The 23,879-nt window shown below is 64.7% G+C and carries 15 protein-coding genes; 13 read left to right on the top strand and 2 right to left on the bottom strand.

Annotated elements, in window-relative coordinates; all coding sequences use genetic code 11:
• Positions 1-23: 23 nt before the first annotated feature.
• The 9 genes from J2R80_RS37015 to J2R80_RS36975 all read left to right on the top strand — a co-directional run bounded on the left by J2R80_RS37015 (position 24) and on the right by J2R80_RS36975 (position 13,564).
• Entirely contained in the window at positions 24-1,109 is a 1,086-nt protein-coding gene (locus tag J2R80_RS37015) for a malate/lactate/ureidoglycolate dehydrogenase (protein ID WP_057015713.1), read from the top strand.
• Between the two features lie 40 nt (positions 1,110-1,149).
• Complete coding sequence (locus J2R80_RS37010; protein ID WP_229189433.1) at positions 1,150-1,926, top strand: HpcH/HpaI aldolase/citrate lyase family protein; 777 nt, start codon at positions 1,150-1,152, stop codon at positions 1,924-1,926.
• A 198-nt stretch (positions 1,927-2,124) separates the two neighbouring features.
• Positions 2,125-3,648, top strand: coding sequence for a UxaA family hydrolase (locus J2R80_RS37005; RefSeq protein ID WP_253640312.1), 1,524 nt, complete (start codon positions 2,125-2,127; stop codon positions 3,646-3,648).
• Positions 3,649-3,778: 130 nt separating this feature from the next.
• Positions 3,779-4,539 (top strand): IS5 family transposase gene (locus J2R80_RS37000; protein WP_253640311.1). Its coding sequence is split into 2 segments (ribosomal slippage): positions 3,779-4,124 and positions 4,124-4,539, totalling 762 coding nucleotides; the frame shifts between segments, so codons are not numbered across the junction.
• Between the two features lie 199 nt (positions 4,540-4,738).
• The gene (locus tag J2R80_RS36995) at positions 4,739-5,242 is read left to right on the top strand and encodes a GDSL-type esterase/lipase family protein (RefSeq protein WP_057015711.1); all 504 of its coding nucleotides are present in this window, start codon (positions 4,739-4,741) and stop codon (positions 5,240-5,242) included.
• A 161-nt stretch (positions 5,243-5,403) separates the two neighbouring features.
• Positions 5,404-6,432, top strand: a complete 1,029-nt coding sequence (locus J2R80_RS36990) for an IS110 family transposase (RefSeq protein WP_253638818.1) — start codon at positions 5,404-5,406, stop codon at positions 6,430-6,432.
• Positions 6,433-6,873: 441 nt separating this feature from the next.
• A complete protein-coding gene (locus J2R80_RS36985) occupies positions 6,874-10,131 on the top strand; it encodes a DUF2126 domain-containing protein (RefSeq protein ID WP_253640310.1) in 3,258 nt (1,085 codons plus the stop codon).
• 20 nt (positions 10,132-10,151) lie between these two features.
• Positions 10,152-12,689 (top strand): circularly permuted type 2 ATP-grasp protein, encoded by a 2,538-nt coding sequence (locus J2R80_RS36980; protein ID WP_253640309.1) that lies wholly within the window; start codon positions 10,152-10,154, stop codon positions 12,687-12,689.
• Positions 12,686-13,564, top strand: a complete 879-nt coding sequence (locus J2R80_RS36975; protein WP_141339487.1) for a transglutaminase family protein — start codon at positions 12,686-12,688, stop codon at positions 13,562-13,564. Before J2R80_RS36980 ends, J2R80_RS36975 begins: the two co-directional genes overlap by 4 nt.
• A 47-nt stretch (positions 13,565-13,611) precedes the next feature.
• Here the strand turns inward: J2R80_RS36975 and J2R80_RS36970 are convergent, their stop codons facing one another.
• Both J2R80_RS36970 and J2R80_RS36965 read right to left on the bottom strand, forming a co-directional pair.
• Positions 13,612-15,114 carry a sensor domain-containing diguanylate cyclase gene (locus J2R80_RS36970; protein ID WP_253640308.1) on the bottom strand — a complete coding sequence of 501 codons (1,503 nt, stop codon included), beginning with the start codon at positions 15,112-15,114 and terminating at the stop codon, positions 13,612-13,614.
• 164 nt (positions 15,115-15,278) lie between these two features.
• On the bottom strand, positions 15,279-16,985 hold the full coding sequence (locus J2R80_RS36965; RefSeq protein ID WP_253640307.1) for a methyl-accepting chemotaxis protein: 1,707 nt from the start codon (positions 16,983-16,985) through the stop codon (positions 15,279-15,281).
• Between the two features lie 335 nt (positions 16,986-17,320).
• Here J2R80_RS36965 and J2R80_RS36960 point away from each other — a divergent pair, with 335 nt between their 5' ends.
• The 4 genes from J2R80_RS36960 (at position 17,321) to J2R80_RS36945 (ending at position 23,800) form a co-directional block, all read left to right on the top strand.
• The gene (locus J2R80_RS36960; RefSeq protein ID WP_076833024.1) at positions 17,321-18,703 is read left to right on the top strand and encodes an ethanolamine ammonia-lyase subunit EutB; all 1,383 of its coding nucleotides are present in this window, start codon (positions 17,321-17,323) and stop codon (positions 18,701-18,703) included.
• A 129-nt stretch (positions 18,704-18,832) separates the two neighbouring features.
• Positions 18,833-20,419: a B12-binding domain-containing radical SAM protein gene (locus J2R80_RS36955; RefSeq protein WP_253640306.1), complete on the top strand. Its 1,587-nt coding sequence runs from the start codon at positions 18,833-18,835 to the stop codon at positions 20,417-20,419.
• 4 nt (positions 20,420-20,423) lie between these two features.
• Positions 20,424-21,218 carry an ethanolamine ammonia-lyase subunit EutC gene (gene eutC / locus J2R80_RS36950; protein ID WP_076833029.1) on the top strand — a complete coding sequence of 265 codons (795 nt, stop codon included), beginning with the start codon at positions 20,424-20,426 and terminating at the stop codon, positions 21,216-21,218.
• Between the two features lie 197 nt (positions 21,219-21,415).
• Positions 21,416-23,800, top strand: coding sequence for an RND family transporter (locus J2R80_RS36945; RefSeq protein WP_076833031.1), 2,385 nt, complete (start codon positions 21,416-21,418; stop codon positions 23,798-23,800).
• The last annotated feature ends 79 nt before the right edge of the window (positions 23,801-23,879 follow it).

Here is a 23,879-nt window from a genome sequence, read left to right as displayed (position 1 = left end):
TTTACTGAGCGAGCTGGTTTTTCATGGTCACCATCAAGGTCGATAACCTCATCAACTTCGTGTCCGAGGTGTTTTCCCATTCGGAGTCCTCTCCGGAAGAGGCGAAGCGCATCGCGACCTATCTGACGACCGCGAATCTTACAGGTCATGACAGCCACGGCGTGATCCGCGTGCCGGTTTATGTCAGGTGGAAGAAGATGGGCTCGATCGTGCCGAACCAGTCTCCCGAGGTGGTGGTCGACACGCCATCGCTCGCGGTGGTCGACGGCAAGTTCGGCTATGGCCAGACCGTCACGCCGGTTGCGGTCAGACTCGGCATCGAGAAGTGCAAGAAGGCGGGGCTCGCCGCGGTCGCGCTGCGCAACTCCGGTCATCTCGGCCGCGTCGGCGACTGGGCCGAGATGGCCGCCGCCGAAGGTCTTGTTTCAATTCATTTCGTGACCGCGGCCGGCTCGCTGCTGGTTGCGCCTTACGGCGGCGTCGAGAAGCGCCTGTCCACGGCGCCGTATTGCGTCGGCATTCCGCGTCAGGGCCAGGATCCGATCGTGCTCGATTTTGCGACCTCGGTTGTCGCCGAGGGCAAGTGCCTGGTGGCAAGCCGCGGCGGCAAGAAGCTGCCGATCGGCGCGCTCGTCGATGCCGACGGCACGCTGAGCGAGGATCCCCACGTGCTGTATGGGCCGTACACGCCGGACGGACCGCGCGACCACACCAAGGGAACTGGCGCGATCCGCGCCTTCGGCGATCACAAGGGCTCGGGTCTCGCCTTCATCTGCGAACTGCTGGGCGGCGCGCTGACCGGCACCGGCGCGACGTCGTCGGACCGGCGCTTCGCCAACGGCATGATGGCGTTCTACATCGACCCCAAGGTGATCGACACCAGCAATTTCTTCGATGGAGAAATCACCCGCTACACCGATTTCATCCGCGCCACCAAGCCGATCGCGGGCACGGATTCCGTGCTGGTTCCAGGCGATCCGGAGCGGAAAACCCGTGCCGATCGCACCAGGAATGGCATCCCCTTGCCTGACGACACGTGGGCGGCGATAGTGAATACCGCGCGCGAAGTCGGCGTCAGCGAAGTTTCTATCCAGCGGGCGACCAGCTGAAGGCTCGTCCCCCAATAAACCGCAAAGGGAAACGCGATCAATGGCAAACAAGGTCAAGCAAGTCTGGGCATCGGGCAAAGCGGTGGTGAACGCGTGGCTCGCGATCCCCTCGGGATTCTCGGCCGAAGTGATCGCGCAATGCGGCTTCGACAGCGTCACCGTCGACATGCAGCACGGTGTGCAGGATTATCAGTCGATGGTGCAGTGCTTTCAGTCGATGCACGCCCATCCGGTGACGCCGATGGTCCGCGTGCCCTGGAATGAGCCCGGCATCATCGGCAAGGTGCTGGACGGCGGCGCCTATGGCGTGATCTGCCCGATGGTCAACACACCGCAGGAAGCCAGAAACCTCGTCTCCTACGCCAAATATCCGCCGAAGGGCGTGCGCTCCAACGGCCCGATCCGCGCCGGCATGTACGGCTCGGCCGGCACCTATCAGCAGACCGCCAACGACGAGATCGTGCTGCTGCCGATGATGGAGACCAAGACCGCGGTCGAGAACATGGAAGCGATCCTCGATGTCGAAGGCATCGATGGCGTCTATATCGGCCCGTCCGATCTCGGCTTCTCCTACGGCCTGGTGCCGAAGCTCGATCGCGACGAGCCGGAGATCCTCAAGATCTACGAGAAGATCATCAAGGAATGCGGCAAGCGCGGCCTCAATCCGGGCATCCACTGCTCGGGCGCCGAAGGCGCGGTGCGCGCGATCAACATGGGCTTCAAGCTCGTGACGCTGTCGAACGAGGTCGGCCTGATGCAGGTCTACGCCAAGATGCAGGTCAACGCGACCCGCGAGAAGTCCGGCGGCAAGGCGTAAGCTCTGTCCGCGATGTTAGCTCTGCTCCCTCGCCCTGCTTTTGCGGGAAGAGGGTTGGGGTGAGGGGCTCTATCCGGCTAGCACCGTCTTTGTAATTGGCAACGTGCGTCGCCCCTCACCCGAATTGTCGCTGTGCGAGAATTCGACCTCTCCCCGTAAAGGACGGGGAGAGGTGACTAACTCCAAAGGAGAACTCCGATGGCCTCGGCACAAGTGATCCGCCTGCACGCCGACGACAGCGTCCTGATCGCGCGCGCGAGCCTGCCGCCGGGGCTTGAGGTGACTGAGGGCATCACGACGGTCGATCGGATCCCCGCGGGCCACAAGGTCGCGATCAAGCCGATCGCGCAAGGCGAGCCGATCCGGCGCTACGGCCAGATCATCGGCTTTGCGACCCAGCCGATCGCGCCCGGCCAGCACGTACATACGCAGAACTGCGGCATGGGTGATTTCGCCAAGGATTATGCCTATGGCGTCGACGTCAAGCCGGTGCCGAACTTCGATCTGCCGGCGACCTTCGAAGGCATCCGCCGCGCCGACGGCCGCGTCGCGACCCGCAACTATATCGGCATCCTCACCTCGGTGAATTGCAGCGCCCATGTCGCCGGCATCGTGGCCGACATGTTCAAGAAGAATCCGTTCACCGGCGACAATCCGCTCGCCGATTACCCGAGTGTCGACGGCGTCGTCGCGCTGACCCACAAGACCGGCTGCGGCATGACCCAGGACGAGCCCTTGGCGCTGCTCCGCCGCACGCTCGGCGGCTATGCGCGGCACGTCAATTTCTCCAACGTCATCGTGCTCGGCCTCGGCTGCGAGGTGAACCAGATCGGCGGCCTGATGCAGGAGCAGAAGCTCGCCGGCCGCCTCCGCGCGATGGACATCCAGGAGGTCGGCGGCACCCGCAAGACTGTGGAAGCCGGCGTTGCCTTCGTGAAGGAGGCGCTCGCCGATGCCAACAAGGTCAAGCGCGAGGCGGTGCCGGCGTGCGAACTCACCGTGGCGCTGCAATGCGGTGGCTCGGATGGTTACTCCGGCGTATCTGCCAATCCGGCGCTCGGCGCGGCGAGCGATTTGCTGGTCCGTCACGGCGGCACCGTGATCCTCTCGGAGACGCCCGAGACCTATGGCGCGGAGCATCTTCTGACTCGCCGCGCCGTCAGCCGCGAGGTCGGCGAGAAGCTGGTCGGCCTGATGCGCTGGTGGGAGGAGTACACCCAGCGTGAGGGCGCCGAAATGAACGCCAATCCGAGCCCGGGCAACAAGGCCGGCGGTCTCACCACCATCCTTGAGAAGTCGCTGGGCGCGATGGCCAAGGCCGGCAGCACCAACCTCGTCGACGTCCTCAACTACGCCGAGCCCGTCACCAAGAAGGGCTTTGTGTTCATGGACACGCCCGGCTACGACCCGGTCGCCGCGACCGGGCAGGTCGCGGGCGGCGCCAACCTCGTCTGCTTCACCACCGGCCGCGGCAGCGTGTTCGGCTGCAAGCCGGCGCCGTCGATCAAGCTCGCCACCAACACGCCGATGTTCAAGCGGATGGAAGACGACATGGACGTCAACTGCGGCACCATCCTCGACGGCGAGGAGAGCGTGCAGGAATGCGGCCAGCGCATCTTCGACCTCATCCTCAAGACCGCCTCGGGCCAGCCGACCAAGAGCGAGAGCTTTGACTTCGGCGGCGCCGAATTCGCGCCGTGGGTGCTCGGCGCGACGATGTAGAATTGGGCCACGATCTAGCCTTTTACTCCGCCGTCGTCCCTGCGAAAGCTCTAGGACCGATCGACATTCAGGATTCCCAAGCGGTTTGATCGCTGATTCATAGAGTTCCGTGATTTGAGACACGGAGCAGATGGTGGCGGCGAAACGATATGAGCTGACGGAGGCGCAATGGGCGAGGATTGCGCCACTGCTGCCGGGGAAAGCTGGCGACCCGGGACGTACGGCTGCGGACAATCGACTGTTCGTCAACGGATGTTTGTGGGTTTTGCGATCGGGCGCACACTGGAGCGACCTGCCGGAACGGTACGGCAAGTGGAAAACGGTGCATCAGCGCTTCAGCCGCTGGTGCCATGCCGGCGTCTGGGAGCGCGTGTTCGCTGCTCTGACCGCCGATCGCGACAACCAGTATCTGATGATCGACAGCACCATCGTTCGCGCCCACCAGCAGGCGACGAGCGGAAAAGGGGGGCCAAAGATCAGGCGCTGGGGCGTTCCCGAGGTGGACTGACCACCAAGATCCACATGCTGGCTGATGCGCTCGGCCGTCCGCTCCGCTTCATCGTCACGGCTGGGCAAGTTAATGACATCACCCAGGCGCCGGCACTGCTCCACGGCCAAAGCGGCGATGCCGTGCTCGCCGACAAGGCCTATGACGGCAACGCCCTGCGTGCGATCATCGCGGAAATCGGCGCAACGGCGGTGATCCCGTCAAACCGCACCCGCAGGATCATCATTCCGCACGACGCCGACGCATACAAACAGCGCAACCGCATCGAGCGCTGCTTTTGCCAGCTCAAACACTTCCGACGCTTGGCAACCCGTTATGACAGGCGATCTGACAACTTTACCGGCTTCATCCATCTCGCTGCCGCAATGATCTGGATGCAATGAATGTCGATCGGTCTGCGAAAGCTGGGACCCATAACCACCGGCCGTAGTGATGTGCGAGGCGTCTGCCATCGTCTTTCATCATTAGGACCACGCGGTCTGGGTCCCTGCTTTCGCAGGGACGACAAGGAAGTACGTTGGCGAATGAAGCTTCCCGGACTACGCTGCGCTCCATCCGGGCTACGGAGGGGACAGAGGAAGCATGCGCGCGCGTTGGTTGGGAATTGTTGGATGCATTGCATTTCTCGCCGCTTTGAGCCTCGGCGCCGCTTCGGCTGACGCCGCAACCATAGTCGCGCTTGGCGCGAGCAATACCTACGGCAAGGGCGTGGCGCGCAACCAGGCCTATCCCGCGCAGCTCGAAGCGATCTTGCGGGCGAAGGGATTGAGCGTCCGCATCGTGAACGCCGGCATCAACGGCGACACCACGGAAGGGATGCTGCAACGCCTCGACCGCGCCGTCCCGAACGGGACCCGTGCGGTTATTTTGCAGCCAGGCGGCAATGACCGGCGCAAGGGCAGCCCTGACCGGACCGCGGATATCCAAAGTCGTCTCAGCGCCCGTGGCATCGCGGTGATCATGCTCCCTAACGGGATGCTGGGTGGACTCCCCCATCAGCCCGATGGTGTGCATTTGACCCCCGAGGGCTATCATATGCTCGCCGAGCAGCTTGCTTCGCAGGTATCCGGCGCAATCGGCCGCTAGCAATCGCGTAGATGGGGTAACGGGCCGGCCGCCCGCTCGCTACGGCGCAATTTGGAAGCGCGCTCGCGAGCGGCCTGTTGGTTGGAAGGCGGTCGTCCCTCAAACTGATGGTGTTCAACGGAGTCGGGCAAGCCCGCTCCAAGCATCATTAAGGGACGACCATGTGCCACTATGCAGGAATTGACGTGTCTTTGGAATGCTCGAGCGTTTGCCTTGTCGATGGGACAGGCAAGATTTTGCGCGAGACGAAGGTTGCGAGCGAGCCGGCGGCGCTGATCGCCTGGTTCCGGTCGCTGGGTCTGGTACTGGAACGGATCGGGCTGGAGGCAGGCCCCTTGTCGCAATGGCTGTATGCGGGTCTGCGAGACGCAGGGCTTGCGGTCGAGCTGCTGGAAACGCGGCACGTTCGCGAAGCCTTCAAGTCGATGCCGGTGAAGACGGACCGCAACGATGCCCGCCGGATCGCGCAGTTGATGCGGCTCGGCTGGTTCCGGCCGGTGCACTGCAAGTCGGTCGCGGCGCAGGAGACCCGCGCCATCCTGACGGCGCGCAAGCTGCTGCAATCCAAGCTTCGCGATGTCGAGAACAGCCTGCGCGGCATACTTCGCGGTTTTGGCCTGAAGGTCGGTGCGACCACCGAGCGCACGTTCGCCGGACGCATCCGCGAGCTCGTGACCGGCCATCCCGGACTGGAGTTGGTCGCGGCGGCGCTGCTCCAAGCCCATGCGGTGCTGCTGCGGGAGTTCAAGAGCCTGGACAAGCACACCCAGAAGCTCGCCAGGACGCATCCATCCGCCAAGCTCCTGATGACAACGCCGTCCGTTGGTCCGATCGTGGCGCTCACCTATGCCGCGGCGATCGACGACCCGAAGCGCTTCCGCTCCTCGAAGGCCACGGGAGCCCACTTTGGGCTCACCCCGAAGAAGTACCAGTCCGGTGAGACCGACTACACCGGCCGCATCAGCAAGATCGGGGATGCCTCCGTGCGCGAGGCACTCTACCAGGCAGCTCACGTCATGCTGACCAAGCCGGTCAAGAATTGCTCGGCATTGAAGAGCTGGGCGATGCGGATCGCCCGGCGCGCAGGCATGCGCAAGGCCAAGGTAGCGCTGGCTCGCAAGCTCGCCGTGATCCTGCATCGCATGCTCGCCGACACCAAACCGTTCAACCCGATGACCAAGGCCATCTAGCCAGGAGCAGCAATCGGTTCCGGGCGGGCCACGACACCAGGCTCTCCCCGAGCGAAGTCCCTCCGCTGGGACGATGGATCCGGTCAGGCCGCCATCCGGGAAGTGGCTCACGACCACGCAATCCGTAGATTGGCCGGCCGGCTCCTCAATGCACCCCATCAGGCGACGGCCTTCGCGCCGATCCCGTACAGAAGCAAGTGCCCGGCGAGTGGATGACGCGAAAAGGGATTGACTAACCAAGGCCTGTTACAGAAGCCCGGATGAAGCGAAGCGTAATCCGGGACAGCGTCTCATGCGGACGGGGCAGACCCCGGATTTCGCTTTCGCTCCATCAGGGCTACGGATCGCGCCCTTACCTTGGGCACCCCGTGCCCGTTGTTAGTGCTTGATGTCGACCGGCAGCAGTGTTCTGCTCAAAAAAGCTGCTGGAGCCCTCGGTCCGTGTCGATATCAGTCGCACTGCATCACGTCACGCACTACAAATACGACCGGCCGATCGATCTCGGGCCTCAGACCATTCGGCTTCGGCCCGCGCCGCATACGCGCATGCCGATCACGAGCTATTCGCTCAAGGTCACGCCCGCCAATCACTTCGTGAACTGGCAGCAAGACCCGCAGGGCAACTGGCTGGCGCGCTACGTCTTTCCAGAGAAGACCACCGAGCTCAAGGTCGAGGTCGATTTCACCGCTGACATGACGGTGGTCAATCCGTTCGACTTCTTCGTCGAGCCCTTTGCCAACAGCTTTCCGTTCGAATATCCCGGCGACCTCAAGACCGAGCTCGCGCCCTATCTCGAGACCGATGAGGCCGAGCCGCTGCTCGCGGCTTACCTGAAGGAGATTCCGCGCCAGGCTGACAGCACCGTCAACTTCCTGGTCGGGCTGAACGCGCAGCTGCAGAAGAAGATCAGCTACGTCATCCGCATGGAAGCCGGCATCCAGACGCCGGAGGAGACGCTTGCCGCGGGCTCCGGCTCCTGCCGCGACTCGGCGTGGCTCTTGATCCAGACGCTGCGCCACCTCGGGCTCGCCGCGCGTTTCGTCTCCGGATATCTCATTCAGCTGCGGCCGGACATCGATCCGCTCGAGGGGCCGCTCGAGGTCGAGAGCGATTTCACCGATCTGCACGCCTGGGCCGAGGTCTATCTGCCGGGGGCGGGCTGGATCGGTTTCGACGTCACCTCCGGCATGCTGACGGGCGAGGGCCACATCCCGGTCTGCGCCACGCCACACTATCGTTCGGCCGCGCCGGTGACCGGCACCGCGGGCGTTGCCAATGTCGAGTTCGGCTTCGAGATGAGCGTCAAGCGCATCGGCGAGGCGCCGCGCATCACCAAACCATTCTCCGATGAATCCTGGGCGCGGCTCGACCAGCTCGGCGAGCAGGTCGATGCCGACCTGAGGAAAGACGATGTGCGCCTGACCATGGGCGGCGAGCCGACCTTCGTTTCTGTCGACGATCTGGAATCGCCGGAGTGGAATGTCGCCGCGGTCGGCCCGACCAAGCGCGCGCTCGCCGACGAATTGATCCGCAAGCTGCGCACGCGGTTCGCGCCGGGCGGCCTGCTGCATTACGGCCAGGGCAAATGGTATCCCGGCGAGAGCCTGCCGCGCTGGGCGTTCGGTCTCTACTGGCGCAAGGACGGCAAGCCGATCTGGAAGAATGCCGAGCTGATCGCCGGCATTGAGAATTCGCGCAGGGCCGAGATCGCGGAGGCCCAGCGTTTCGTCAAAGTAACAGCAACCAAGCTTGGTCTCGGCGTCGACTATGCCATGCCGGCTTATGAAGATCCCGCCTTCTGGCTGCAGCGTGAAGCCAGCCTGCCGGCCAATGTCAGCCCGGCGAATTCCAAGCTGACCGATCCGGAAGAGCGCGCCCGGATGGCGCGGGTGTTCGACGAGGGGTTGACCACGCCGAAAGGTTACGTGCTGCCGATCCAGCGCTGGAGCCCGCTCGGTGATCGCGTGCCGGCACGCTGGCGCAGCGAGCGCTGGAAGATCCGGCGTAGCCATCTGTTCCTGTCACCCGGCGACTCGCCGCTGGGCTTGCGGCTTCCGATCGCCTCGCTCGAATATGTGCCGCCGGACGATTATCCCTACGTCGTCGAACGCGATCCGATGGCGACGCGCGACGTGCTTTCCGACGAGCTGCAGCAAGCCTTGAAGGAGATTCCCGAGCCGCTGCCGGTGCGCACCGCGATGTCGATCGAGGTTCGCGACGGCGTGCTGTGCGCCTTCAAGCCGCCGGTCGAGAAGGTCGAGGATTATCTCGACCTGATCGCAGCGATCGAAGCCGCGGCCGAAGAGTTGCAGCTGCAGGTGCACGTCGAGGGTTATGCACCGCCCTTCGATCCGCGCATCGAGGTGATCAAGGTGACGCCGGATCCCGGCGTGATCGAGATCAACGTGCAGCCGGCGCAAAGTTGGCGCGAGGCCGTCGACATCACGCTCGGCCTCTATGAGGACTCCGCCAAGACGCGGTTAGGGGCCAACCGTTTCCTGATCGACGGCCGCCACACGGGCACCGGCGGTGGCAACCACATCGTGGTCGGCGGCAGCAGGCCGGAGGATTCACCGTTCCTGCGCCGGCCCGATCTGTTGAAGAGCCTCGTGCTGTACTGGCAGCGGCATCCGTCGCTGTCCTACCTGTTTTCCGGGATGTTCATCGGCCCGACCAGCCAGGCGCCGCGCATCGACGAGGCGCGGCATGACGGGCTCTATGAGCTGGAGATTGCGCTGTCGCACGTGCCGCCGCCGGGCATGGATGCGCCGCTGTGGCTGGTCGATCGCCTGTTCCGGCATATCCTGGTCGACATCACCGGCAACACCCACCGCGCCGAGATCTGCATCGACAAGCTGTATTCGCCCGACGGCCCGACCGGCCGGCTTGGCCTGGTCGAATTCCGCGCGCTCGAAATGCCGCCCGACCCGCGGATGTCGCTGGCGCAGCAACTGTTGATCCGCGCGCTGATCGCAAAGCTGTGGCGTGAGCCGCAGCAGGGCAGGTTCGTGCGCTGGGGCACCGCGCTGCATGACCGGTTCATGCTACCGCATTTCCTCTGGGAGGATTTCCTCGGCGTGCTCGCCGAGCTCAAGCAATCCGGTTACGACGTCGAGCCGGAATGGTACCAGGCACAACTCGAATTCCGCTTCCCCGCCTTCGGCCGCGTTCATCACGGCGGCGTCGGTCTCGAACTGCGGCAGGCGCTCGAGCCCTGGCATGTGCTGGGCGAGGAGGGCACCTCGGGCGGCACCGTGCGCTACGTCGATTCGTCGGTCGAGCGTCTCCAGGTGAAGGCGACCGGATTCGTCGATGGGCGCCATGTCATCACCTGCAACGGCAGACGGATGCCGATGACCGAGACCGGCCGTGCCGGCGAGGCGGTCGCTGGTGTCCGCTTCAAGGCCTGGCAGCCGGCCTCCGGCCTGCATCCGACCATTCCCGTGCATGTGCCGCTGACGTTTGACCTGATCGACACCTGGAACGGACGCTCGCTCGGCGGCTGCGTCTATCATGTCGCCCATCCCGGCGGCCGCAACTACGAGACCAAGCCGGTCAATTCCTACGAGGCCGAGGCGCGGCGGCTGGCGCGCTTCCAGGAGCACGGCCATACCCCCGGCAAGATCGAGACGCCGCCGGAGGAACGCACAATTGAGTTTCCCTTGACCCTCGACTTGCGGACGCCGCTCCTGCACTAATTGTGTCAAGGGGAAGTGGAATGTCCGCATCGGGTGGCAATAGTCCAGGCAGCAGTCAGGAGAGCAGGGCCCGTCCCGGTCAGCGCCGGATGGCGCAGTGGACCCGCGACTATGTCCGGCTGCCCGGCATTCCCGACGAGTATATTGCAGACAACGGCGCGCCGCGGCCGGTCTGGGCCCGCTTCTTCGACGCCTTTGCCGCGCTGTCGCCGGCCGATATCGAGCGCCGCTTCGCCTCCGCCGATCGCCATCTGCATGAGGCCGGCGTCACCTATCGCGCGCCGGGCGACACTTCCGACCGGATCTGGCCGCTCAGCCATCTGCCGCTGATCATCGACGCGGCGGACTGGCGCCAGCTCGCCGCCGGTGTCGCGCAACGCGCGCAGCTGCTGGAGATGGTGCTGGCCGACCTCTACGGCGAAGGCCGCCTCGTTGCGGACGGCGCCATCCCTGCCGCGGCGATCGCCGGCAGCAGCGAGTATCTGCGCGCGGTCAGCGGCATCAAGCCGCCGGGGGGCCGCTATCTGCATCTCTATGCCGCCGACATCGGCCGCGGGCCTGACGGCCGCTGGTGGGTGCTCGGCGATCGCACGCAGGCACCGTCGGGCGCGGGCTATGCGCTGGAAAACCGCCTGGTGCTGTCGCGCGCCTTTTCCAATCTCTACAAGTCGATGAATGTCGAGCGCGTCGCGCCGTTCTTCGAGGCGTTCCGCGATTCGCTGCGCGCCAGCGCCGATCGCGACGAGCCGCGGATCGGCCTGCTGACGCCCGGCGCGTTCAGCGAGACCTACTTCGAGCACGCCACGCTGGCGCGCTATCTCGGTTTCCTGCTGGTCGAGGGCGACGATCTCGCGGTCTCAGGCGATCGCGTCCACATCCGCACCGTCGCCGGGCTGAAGCGGCTCGACGTGCTGCTGCGCCGGGTCGATTCCAACATGCTCGATCCGCTCGAGCTCGACGCGTCCTCCTATCTCGGCGTGCCCGGGCTTGTCGAGGTTCTGCGCAAGGGCGGCGTCGTGGTCGCCAACATGCCGGGCTCCGGCGTGATGGAGGCGAGGGCGCTGCTCGGCTTCCTGCCCAATCTGTGCCGGCGCCTGCTCTCTGAAGACCTGATGATGCCGCACATCGCGACCTGGTGGTGCGGCCAGAAATCCGCCCGCGAAGAGGTGCTGTCGCGGCTCGACGAGTTCGCGATCGAAGGCGCCTATGGCCGCGGCGTTGCGGATTTTCCCGGCAACGGACCGGTGCTCCCGGGCGAATTGTCGGCAGCGGACCGCGACCGCCTGAAGGATGCCATCAGCCATCGCGGCATCGATTATGTCGGTCAGGAGCTCGTGCGGCTGTCGACCACGCCGGTATGGGAGAACGGTCGCATCGCGCCGCGTCCGTTCGTGTTGCGGGTGTTCGCGGCGGCGACGCCGAGCGGCTGGACTGTGCTGCCCGGCGGCTTCTGCCGGATTGCCGATCGGGCCGATGCGCGCGCGGTGTCGATGGGCGATGGCGCGGTGTCCGCCGATGTCTGGGTGGTTTCCGACAAGGCGGTTGAGACCTCGACCCTGCTGCCAGCAGTCGACACCGTCCGCATCCGCCGCATCGCCGGCGTGCTGCCGAGCCGCGCCGCCGACAATCTGTTCTGGCTCGGCCGCTATCTGGAGCGCGCCGAGGCCACCATCCGCCTGATCCGCGCGCTGTGCACGCCGCTGCGCGATCCCGCGCGCGCGAATTCGAACGGCGCGGCGCCGGCGATGCATTCGGTCGAGCGCATCCAGCGCATGCTGGTCGCCTGGGGCGCGGCCTCGCAGACCGCGCGCGCCAATCTCGCCAAGGTCGCGCTCGAAGCGCTGCAGAGCGAGGAGAAATTCGGCTCGGCGCTGTCGCTGGTGCGATCCGCGCAGCGCACGGCGACCTCGCTCCGCGAGCGGCTGTCGCCGGACGCTTGGCAGGTCATCACCGAGATGGCTGATCGGCTGGCCATCGAGGTTCATGACGATGACGGCGTCGTCAGCGCCGCCGAATTGACCTTGCAGGAGCTCGCAAGCTTCGCCGGCCTCGCGCAGGAAAACATGAACCGTGCCGCCGGCTGGCGTTTCCTCGAGATGGGCCGCCGCGCCGAGCGCGCCGTCAACACCACGCGCTTTGCCCGTCAGTTCGCCTATGACGAAGCCGGTGACGAGGACCTCGACGTTCTGCTCACGCTGGTCGACTGCCAGATCACTTATCGCTCGCGCTATCTGGTGCAGCCGCTGCTCGCACCGGTGCGCGATCTGGCGGTGCTCGACCCCTACAATCCGCGCTCGGTCGCATTCCAGGTCGCGGCGCTGAACGAGCATATTGCCGCGCTGCCGAGCCTGAAGGAGCATGGCCTGATCGAGCGGCCGCAGCGTCTTGCCGTCGCGGTCGAGGCAATGCTCACAACGGCTGAAGCCTCGAGCCTCGACGTCAAGACGCTGTTCGCGCTGGAGCAGGATCTGCTCAACCTCGCCGACGCGATCGGGCTGCATTATTTCCCGCACGGACCGAATGCCAGCCGGCCGGAGAAGCTCACGGGGCTGGCGTGATCTACGACATCCGTCACGTCACGACCTACAGCTACGAGACCCAGGTCAGCTTCGCGCGCTGCTCGCTGCGGCTGGAGCCGGTCACTGGCGACGGGCAGCAGTTGATCTCGCATTCGGTCGAGATCCGTCCGAGGCCCGCGGAACGCACCGCAAGGCGCGACTTCTTCGGCACGCTCACTGAAAGCGTCCTGATCGAGACCGCGCATCGCAGTCTGCGCATCGATGCCCGCTCGCGGGTCTCGGTGGCGCGACAGCCGCCGGCGTGCGACGCCGCCAGTCCGCCCTGGGAGGACGTGCGTGACAACGCGTTCGAGGCATTGAGCCTCGATGCGGCCTCGCCGGTCGGCTACGTCTTTGCCAGCGCACTGGTGCCGGTGCTACGGCCCGTGACGGCCTACGCTTCCGCGAGCTTTTTGCCCGGCGGCGGCATCCTCACCGGGGCGGCCGACCTGATGCGCCGCATCCGCAACGACTTCAAATACGATCCCAAGGCGACCGTGATCTCGACACCGCTTCGCGACGTGTTCGAGAAGCGCCACGGCGTGTGCCAGGACTTTGCCCATGTGATGATCGCGGGGCTGCGCGGCCTCGGCCTGCCCGCGGCCTATGTCAGCGGCTATTTGCGCACCATTCCGCCGCCGGGCCAGCCGCGGCTGCAGGGCGCCGACGCCACCCATGCCTGGGTCTCGGTCTGGTGCGGCAGCGCGCTCGGCTGGGTCGGGTTCGACCCGACCAACGATCTGATGGTCGGGAGCGACCACATCATTCTCGCCATCGGCCGCGACTTCGCCGACGTCTCGCCGGTCGATGGCGTCATCGTCGGCGCGCGCAAGCAGAAGCTCGCCGTTGCGGTCGACGTGCTGCCGGTGGGGTGAGCCGGGATGGGCGCGCGGCGCGCTCGACCGCGCCAATGCGGTCGCGATCAGGCGACGTGCCGCTTGCCCGATTTGTCCCACCCGATCGGGCTGACGATGACGCGGTCGCGGCCTTCACGCTTGGCTTGATAGAGCGCGAGGTCCGCGGCCTTGAGCAGATCGCGCGACGTGCGCTCGTGGTCCGGGACGAGGCAGGACAATCCGATGCTGACGGTCGGCAATTCAGGCTCGGATTCCCGCGCAGCCGCCAGCTTGGTGCGAATCCGTTCGGCAATTTCCAGGGCGCCCGTCTTGCCGATGCCCGGCAGCAACACCGAAAACTCCTCGCCGCCATAGCGGGCACCGAGATCAGTTGCACGCTTGGCGCTGCTTGCGATGCACCGTCCCACGGTGGTGAGCACGGCGTCGCCGGCCTGATGCCCGTACGTGTCGTTGTAGATCTTGAAATGATCGACGTCGATCATCAGAAGCGAGACCGGCGCCTTTGCACGCATGCCACGGCGCCATTCGACGTCAAGGGTATCGTCGAGGCGGCGACGATTGGCGAGGCCCGTCAGTGCATCCGTGCTCGCGAGGTGCGCGAGCCGGTCTTCCGCGGCGGCCCGCCGTTTGAGAGCGGCCACCAGGTAGAACATCAGCACGATCGAGAAGCCGCAGAGCGCTGCCACCACGCTGCCGATCAGCCAGAGCTGCTGCCACCAGTCGGCATAGATGCCGTCGAGCGCAAGACCCTCGGCGATGAGCAGGCGATTGTGTCCGACCGCCTGGAAAACATAGAGCCGGCTGACATGATCGACGATCGATTTCGTGATGTAGGAGCCGGATTGTCGTGCCGGAAATTGCTTGAAGACCAGAGAGTCCTTGATGCTTTGCCCGATCTTGCTGATGTCGAACGGGGCGCGCATCAGTATGACGCCATCGCTGTTGAACAGCGCCATGCTGTCGCCGAAGCCGAAATTCAGCTTGCGAAACAGATTGTGGAAATAGCTGAGCCGCATGCTGCCCGCGACCACGCCGGCAAAGGAACCATCGTCATTGTTGATGCGGCGGCTGAGGCTGATCAGATATTCGCCGTCAGAGGTAATCCACGGAGCGCTGATGAACAGCCCGCCGTCCGCTCGCGTCTGATGTGCCCGGAAGAAGTCTCGATCGGCGAAATTTGCGGCCCGCGGCGTCAACGTCCTGGAATCGAGCGTAACGTCCCCCGCCGCATTCAGCACAAGGATCGAGCCGAGATCCTTGGCCGTGGCGGCGCGGTCGAACAGCACGACCTGGCGAAGCTCCGGGCTGATCTTGCCGAGTTCCTGCAGCTTGACGCCGTCGGCGACCGCCTGGAGCGAGAGGTCGTAGAGGTCGATGTTGCGGTCGATCTCGCTGGCGATGGAGGCGACGAGGTTGGTCGCACCTTGCTTCGCATGCTGATAGTCCTTGCCCGCCATCTCCCAGAGGATGGATGCGCAGATCGCCGAAAAGCAGAGAACGAGGCCGATCCCGAGCGCAAGGAGCCGTTTGGTCGGCACTGCCTTCGGCTTTGGCAAAAGCCCGTTCATTGCTCGGTTCCACTTCCCCGCGCCCTCGCGCAGCGACGCTTTTCTATGGAGGCATCAAATTGAGAAATGCGACCCGAAGCGGAGGCAATTTGTGTCCGTGCGTTGGGAGAGTCTTAACCATCCGGATTGCCGGGGCCCTGTCGCAGGCCCCGCCAGATCGCCGCTCAGGTTCCGGTCCGCTGCAGGCCGTCGGCCGCGTCGCTGCGCAGATTGCGGAAGAACTGCTCGACCTCGCGCGACAGCGTCTCGGCAGTTGTGGTCAGATCGTTCGAGGCCGCGAGCACCGATTCCGCCGCCTTGCTGGTTTGGTCCATGTCATCGCGGAGCGAGCCGACATTAGTGACCAGGGTCTCGTTGCCCTGGGCGGCCATCTGGGCATTGGCGGAGATTTCGCGCGTCGCCGCGTCCTGCTGGCCGACCGCGCTCGCGATGTTCGCGGTGACGTTGCTGATCTCGCGCACCGCCTGACCGATCTCGCGCACGGCGGCCACCGAGTTGCGGGTCGAGGCCTGGATCAGGCCCACATTCTCGCTGATCTCGGCGGTTGCCTTCGCGGTCTGGCCGGCCAGCGCCTTGACCTCATGCGCGACGACGGCGAAGCCACGGCCGGCATCGCCGGCGCGGGCGGCTTCGATGGTGGCGTTGAGGGCGAGCAGGTTAGTCTGCTCGGCGATCGCCTGGATCAGGCTCAGCACCCCGTCGATGCGCTGGGTGGTGGCGGCAAGGCCCTCGATCTCGGTGATCGAGCGGTCGGTGCGCGCACCGGCCTGATCGACTGCGCCGGACGACTGCTTGACCTGGCGGCCGATCTCCTCGACCGAGGCGGAGAGTTCTTCGGCTGCGCCCGCCACCGCGGAGACGTTGCTCGAGGCCTGTTCGGTGGCGCCTGCCGCCGCCACCGCGCGGCCGCTGGCGTCCGACGCGACGGTTGCGATGGTCTGCGCGGTTTGACGCATCGTCGCGGCGTTGTCGTGCACCGCGCGGAGCACCTCGCCGATCGTGCCACGGAACGCTTCGACGAAGGTCTCGATATGCCGGCCGCGCGCGTCGCGCGCCTCGGAATCCTGTACGACCTGCGCGTTGAGGCTGCGATTGCGGTCCATCGCCTCCTGGAAGACCTTGATGGCGCGTGCCAGTGCGCCGATCTCGTCGCTGCGCCCGACATGCGGTACTTCGACATGGTCGGTGCCCTCGGCGACGCGCTTGATCGTCATGGTGATCTGCGACAGCGGCCGGGCCACCGAGCGGGCGATGATCAGCACGCCGAGTACCACCACAATCAAGGCCGCGGCGCCGAGGCCGGTCAGCACCAGCGCCATCGTGCGGTTGGTGTCGGTCTCGCGCGCCAGCTTCTTGCTGCGCTCGGCATAGACCTTGGAGAGCGCCTCGAGATCCTTGTTCAGCGCGGTGCGCACGTCGCGGTTGGCGTCGTTGTCGCCCCACTCCCGCCCGGCTGCGGCGCCGATCTCGATGCCGCGGCGTACCAGCTCCTTGCGGAAATCGATGAACTGCTCGATGCGCTTCTTGAACACCGCGAACTGGGCGGCGTCGTCGGCCTGCACCAGCGTTTCCCAGTTCTTGACCACGCCGAGAATGCGTTCGTTGAACGCCAGCAGCCCGTCGCCGTATTTCTTCACCGCTGCCGGATCGGTCGACATGTAGATGCCGCGGGATTCCATCACCACGGCGTAGACCAGTGAATTGACCCGCTCGACATTGAGTGCGGCACGGCTTGCGAGGTCGACGGCCTCGGTCAGCTCGGCATTACGCCGCGCATTGTATTCGGACAGGAAGGTGATGGCCGCGGTCAGCGCCGCAATCAGTGCAAACGTCGAGTACAGCTTGGCAGCAAGCGAGAATCGGGATGCCATTGGAGGCCGGGACATGGAGATGGGGGATGTGACGGGGGCGGGCATTGCGGGGCACTCCAAGAGGCCGGGGAGTACCTTCGGCCGATTAAAGCTTATGCAAAATTTTCATGGACAATTTCTTAACGGGCGAGTTTTGTGTCGCCGCAACCGTTAAAATCCGTAAATAGTCTCAATACCTTATGGGCTGCATTGAGTCTGGCGGTGCTCGTGGCTCGCTTCCGTGCCGGTGATGCGCCGCGATCACCGCCAACGGCGCCGGCACGCGGGGCGAAGCCGATGGCACGCCTTTCGCAAAGAGGTGCTAGATTGCGCCGCCCAGCCCGCGACGAACCCCCATGCTCTATCGTCACACCATCGACGCCACCAATTACGCATTCGACGATCTGCGCATCCTGCTTGCCAAGGCCTCGCCGCCGCGTTCAGGCGACCGCTTGGCCGGCATCGCCGCCGACAGCGCGGAGGAGATGATCGCAGCGCGGCTTGCGCTGGCCAATGTTCCGCTCAAGCAATTCCTCGATGAGCCTGTCATCCCCTATGAGGCTGACGAAGTCACCCGCCTGATCCTCGACAGCCACGACGTTGCTGGCTTTCTGCCGGTGTCGTCGCTCACCGTCGGCGGATTCCGCGACTGGCTGCTGTCGGATGCCGCCAGCGGGGAAGCGATCAAGAAGATCTCGCGCGGCATTACGCCAGAGATGGTTGCGGCGGTGTCGAAGCTGATGCGCAACCAGGATCTGATCCTGGTCGCGAAGAAATGCGAGGTCACGACCCGCTTCCGCAACACCATCGGTTTGCGCGGGCGAATGAGCACGCGGCTGCAGCCGAATCATCCTTTCGACGACCCCAAGGGCATCACCGCCTCGATTCTCGACGGGCTGCTGCTGGGAGCGGGCGATGCCTGCATCGGCATCAATCCGGCGAGCGACGACCCAAACGTCATCGGCACCCTGCTGCGGCTCCTGGACGACATCATCACGCGATTCGAGATTCCGACGCAGGGCTGCGTGCTGACCCATGTCACGACCACGCTCGGACTGATCGGGCAGGGGCTGCCGGTTGATCTCGTGTTCCAGTCGATCGCCGGCACCGAGGCGGCCAATCGCAGTTTCGGCGTCGACCTCTCGCTGCTGCGGGAAGCCCGGGAAGCGGGGCTGTCGCTGCGCCGCGGCACGGTCGGTGACAATGTGATGTATTTCGAGACCGGGCAGGGCTCGGCGCTGTCCGCCAATGCCCATCACCAGGTCGACCAGCAGACGTGCGAGGCGCGGGCCTATGCGGTGGCGCGCGCGTTCGATCCACTGCTCGTCAACAGCGTGGTCGGCTTCATCGGTCCTGAGTACCTCTATGACGGCAAGGAAATCATCCGCGCCGGGCTCGAGGATCACTTCTGCGGCAAGCTGCTCGGCCTGCCGCTCGGGATCGACGTCTGCTACACCAACCACGCCGAGGCGGATCAGGACGACATGGACAATCTCCTGACGCTGCTCGCGGCCGCCGGCGTGAACTTCATCATGGGCGTGCCGGGCGCGGATGACGTCATGCTGAACTATCAGTCGACATCGTTTCACGATGCGCTCTATGTCCGCGACTTGTTCGGCTTGAAGCGGGCTCCCGAATTCGACGACTGGCTCGCGCGCGTCGGCCTTGCCGGGCAGGACTTCCGCCTCGTGGCCGGTGCGGAGCGGCTGCCCGACCTCGCTGCCAGGCTGCTGACCTGAGGGGGATAGCGAAATTCTGCAGAGCAACTATCTCGTCGTTATGACGTTAAGTAGTGCCACAATGTTGAAGAATTTCTGGCCCAGCGTTCCGCGCCGTGGTTAGATTTGCCGGTGCTTCGGGGTCGTTTGATGAGAGCTGAGGGCATAAAGACAGTACGACGTATCCTCTGCGTTTTTCCGCGCTATACGTCGTCGTTTGGGACCTTCGAGCACGCCTACCCCCTCACTGACGGCGTCAAGGCGTTCATGCCGCCGCAGGGCCTGCTGCTGATCGCCGCATACCTTCCCGAGAACTGGCCGGTGCGTTTCGTCGACGAGAATCTGCGTCCGGCGACGGCGGAGGATTTCGAGTGGGCGGATGCCGTGTTCGTCAGCGGTATGCATATCCAGCGCCAGCAGATGAACGACATCTGCCATCGCGCGCATGACCATGACCTGGTGGTCGCGATCGGCGGCCCGTCGGTCAGTGCTTGCCCGGACTACTATCCCTCATTCGACTACCTCCATGTCGGCGAGCTCGGCGATGCGACCAATGAGCTGATCAAGCGTCTGGCTGATGATACCAGCCGTCCCGACGAGCAAGTGGTGCTTAAAACCATCGACCGGCTGCCGATGACGGAATTCCCGCTGCCGGCCTATGAGCTCGCCGAAACCAAGAAGTATTTCCTCGGCAGCATCCAGTTCTCCTCGGGCTGCCCCTATCAGTGCGAGTTCTGCGACATCCCCGGGCTCTATGGCCGCAATCCGCGCCTGAAGTCGCCGCAGCAGATCATCGCCGAGCTCGACAAGCTGCGCGCCTGTGGTGCCACCGACACCGTGTATTTCGTCGACGACAATTTCATCGGTAACCGTAAGGCCGCGAGCGAGCTGTTGCCGCACCTGATCGAGTGGCAGAAGCGGACCGGATATGTCACGCGCCTCGCTTGCGAGGCGACGCTCAACATCGCCAAGCGTCCCGAGATCCTGGAGAAGATGCGCGAAGCCTACTTCGTGACGATCTTCGTCGGCATCGAGACGCCCGATCCCGACGCGCTGAAGGCCATGCACAAGGATCAGAACATGATGGTTCCGATCCTCGAGGGCGTGCGCACCATCAATTCGTTCGGCATGGAGGTCGTCTCCGGCATCATCATGGGGCTCGATACCGACAAGCCCCAGACCGGCGACGCGTTGCTCTCCTTTGTCGAGGAGTCGCGGATTCCGCTGCTCACCATCAACCTGCTGCAGGCGCTGCCGAAGACGCCATTGTGGGATCGGCTCGAAAAAGCCGGGCGGCTGATCGATGACGAGGGCCGCGACTCCAATGTCGAGTTCCTGCTGCCCTATGAGGACGTGGTCAGTTCCTGGCGCAAATGCATGGAAGTTGCCTACGAGCCGAAAAGGCTGTTCGCGCGCTATTTGCATCAATGCAACTACACCTATGCCAATCGCATCAAGGTGCCGGTTAGCCCGGAGATGAAGAGCTGGGCCAACATCCGGCGCGGCCTGATCATGCTCCGCAACATCTTCTGGAAGGTCGGCGTGCTCGGCGACTACAAGCGCGTGTTCTGGAAGTTTGCGCTTGGCCGGCTCAAGCGCGGCGACATCGAGGGATTGATCTCGGCGACGTTGGTTGCGCATCATTTGATCACCTTTGCGCGTGCAGCCTCCAGCGGCCGGCAGAACGCCTCGAACTACTCGATCCGGCTGCGCGAGGCTTCCGTCCCCGCCGAATAACAGCATGACGACACCGCCGGCGCCCACGTCCCCTTCGCTTGCCGATCTGCGCGAGCTCACGCCGGCGCGCGTCGGCCTTGGCCGGTCCGGGGCCAGCCTGCCGACCGATGCGCTGCTGTCGTTCACGCTCGACCATGCCCGCGCCCGCGACGCCGTCCACGCCGCCTTCGATGTCAGCGGGATCGCGGCCGGTCTTGCCGGCCTCGGCATCACGCCGCTTGAGGTGTCGAGCCAGGCGCACAGCCGGCGCGACTATCTGCGGCGGCCCGATCTCGGGCGCATGCTGGATTCTGCGTCGCGGCGGTCGCTGGAGAAGTGTGGCATCACCGCATGCCCCTGCGCCATCGTGATTGGCGACGGCCTGTCGCCGACGGCGGTCAATGTGCATGCCGTCGAATTGATCCGGCATCTCGTGCCGCGCTTGGCGGCCGACAAGATCGAGGCCGGCGCGGTGATCGCAGCGTCCGGGGCGCGGGTCGCGCTCGGTGACGAGATCGGCGCCATCGTCGGCGCGCGCATGCTGGTGATGCTGATCGGCGAACGGCCGGGCCTGTCCGCTCCCGACAGCCTCGGCGCCTATCTCACCTTCGCGCCGCGAATCGGTCTCACCGACGCCGATCGCAACTGCATCTCCAACATCCACCATGCCGGGCTGAGCTATGCGGAGGCCGCATTCAGGATTTCGTGGCTTGTGCGCGAGGGTCTGGCACGCCAGATCACAGGGGTCGCCTTGAAAGATGAAAGCGGCGGTGGATCGTCGAGGAATGCGCTACCAGGGTGTGACAAATCAGATACTTAATGGCGGGGATCGGCGGTTCCCTGTCGATTTGCCTCGCCCCTCGCGCTTGCGAGCAAAGGGTCGGGCAGGTAAAACCGGCGCCGGTCAATATTCGCGTGTTTTCAAGGACTAGCGCCGATCAGTTGCGCTCACCCGCCTCATTCGCGCCCCTAGACCCAAGCTAGACAGATTGAGCCGTTTTCAGAACTGGACAGGGCATGCTCGAAAAGAATTCCGAAAGTCAGGTCCACGTCGAGAAGATCGAAGAGCCGCGGTCGGGCCTCAGCATCGCGTTCGGGATCGAGCGTCTCGGCCTGATCCCGATGCGGGCGCCGATCCTGTCCTGCATCGTCCTCGTTCTGTTGCTGATCGGCGCCGTGTTCGGCGTGCACCGGATCAAGATCGACGACTCGCTGTCGCAGCTGTTCCGTTCCGAATCCAAGGACTACAAGCAGTATGAGGCGGTGACCAAGCGCTTCCCGGCGACCGAGTTCGACGTGCTCGTCGTGGTCGAAGGCAAGACGCTGCTCGAGCGCGACAATCTCGGCAAGCTGCGTGACATGGTCACGGATCTGCAACTCGTCGAGGGCGTGCGCGGCCTGGTGTCGCTGTTCTCCGCGCGCCAGGCGCCGGAGCGAGGCAAGCTGCCGGCGGCGTTGTTCCCGAACGAGCTGCCCGAGGGCGCGGCCTACGACAAATTCGTCGAGACCGTCAAAAGCAACGAGATCATCCGCGGCAAGCTGCTGTCGGAGGACGGAACGCTCGCGCTGATTGTGCTATCGCTCGAGCCCGAGGTGGTCGGCAGCAACAAGCTCAGCAAGGTGGTCGGCGACATCAGGAAGATTATGGCCGACGACCTCGGCGGCAGCGGGCTCAATGCGCAATTGTCCGGCGTGCCGGTCATGCAGCTCGAGATCCGCAACGCGGTCGAGCGCGACGGCCTGACCTACAACATCCTCGGCATCCTCGCCGGCTGCATCATCGCCATCATCTTCTTCCGCAAGATATCCTTCATGGTGGCGGCGGCGTTCCCGCCGATGATCGCGATCCTGCTCGCGCTCGGCGGCCTCGGCTGGGCCAATTTCAACCTCAACATGTTCCTCAACGTGATGACGCCGCTCATCATGGTGATCAGCTTCTCCGACTCGATGCAGCTGACATTCGCGGCGCGCGACCGGCTGATCGCGGGGCAGGACAAGTTCACCGCGTTCAAGAATGCGGTGCTGGTGGTCGGACCGGCCTGTGTGCTGACGCACGGCACGGCCGGAATTTCCTTCATCGCGCTGCAGTTCTCGGATTCCGACCTGATCCGCAAGTTCGGCGAGGCCGGGCTGGCGGCGACCATCATCGCGCTGATCGCGGTGCTGTCGCTGGTGCCGGTGTTCGGCGTCCTGTTCGTGCGCAACGAGAAGATCTTTGCGGTCAAGTTCCAGAGCGCGGATGCCGGCGTACAGGCGTTGCGCAATTTCTGCTACTGGATCGCGGTGCGCATGGTCGGCCGTCCCGGGCTGTTCAGCCTGCTTGCGCTGATCGTGGTCGGCGGCCTCGGCATCATCTACGCCAATCTCGAGCCGCGCTACCGGCTCGCCGATCAGGTGCCGGACAAGCGGCAGGCGGTGGCGGCGTCGAGCCGGCTCGACGCCAAGCTGACCGGCGCCAATCCGGTCGATGTGCTGATCGAATTCCCCAAGGGGCAATCGCTGTACTCGCCGGAGACCTTGAAGACGATTGCCGATGTCCATGCAATGGTCGAGGACTCTGCCGGCGTCGGCAACGTCTGGTCGCTGGAGACCTTGCGGCGCTGGCTCGCCGAAAAGGCCGGCAGCAATGATGTCGCGACGCTGAAGGAATATGTCGACCTGATCCCCGAACACCTGGTGCGCCGGTTCATCGACAAGAATCAGGATGCTGTCGTGGTGTCGGGCCGCGTTCCGGATGTGGACTCGAGCCAGTTGCTTCCGGTGGTGAACAAGCTCGATCATTCGCTGGACAAGGTGCGCGCCGAGCATCCCGGCTACGAGATCGCGGTCACGGGTCTGTCGGTGATTGCCGCACGCAACAGCGCCAGCATGATCGAAAAGCTCAACCACGGCCTCACCATCGAATTCCTGCTGGTCGCGATCTTCATCGGGCTCGCATTCCGCTCGATCGTGGTGATGTTCTCCTGCATCCTGCCGGGCATCTTCCCGGTGGTGCTGTCGGGCACGGTGCTGTGGCTGCTCGGGGAGGGGCTGCAATTCGCCAGCGTCGTGGCACTTACCGTCTCGTTCGGCCTCGGCCTCAGCGCCACCATCCACTTCCTCAATCGCCTGCGGCTCGAGACCAAGCCGGGCGTCACGCCGGAACTTGCGGTGGAGCGCGCCACCGTCCTGGTCGGTCCTGCGCTGATCCTGACCACGGTGGTGCTGGCCTGCGGTCTCGTCGTCACCGTGTTCTCCGACCTGCCGTCGCTGCGCCTGTTCGGCTGGCTCAGCGCGTTCTCGATGGTCGCAGCCCTGGTCGCGGACCTCTTCATCCTGCGGCCGACCTCGATGTTCCTGATCAACCTGTCGCAAAAGCTCCGCGGCAGGGGCGGCCAGCCCGCGCCGATCGAAAAGGCCTGATCGACGAGCGATCAAAAAGCTGCAGCAAAAAGGCCCGGTTCCGAAGCGTTCGGAACCGGGCCTTTGTGTCTTGTGGGCG

It is taken from the genome of Bradyrhizobium sp. USDA 4541, assembly GCF_024171085.1.
GTDB lineage: Bacteria > Pseudomonadota > Alphaproteobacteria > Rhizobiales > Xanthobacteraceae > Bradyrhizobium > Bradyrhizobium australafricanum.
The sequence above is the reverse complement of the archived record's forward strand: the minus strand, read 5'-3'. Positions and strand labels throughout refer to the sequence as shown.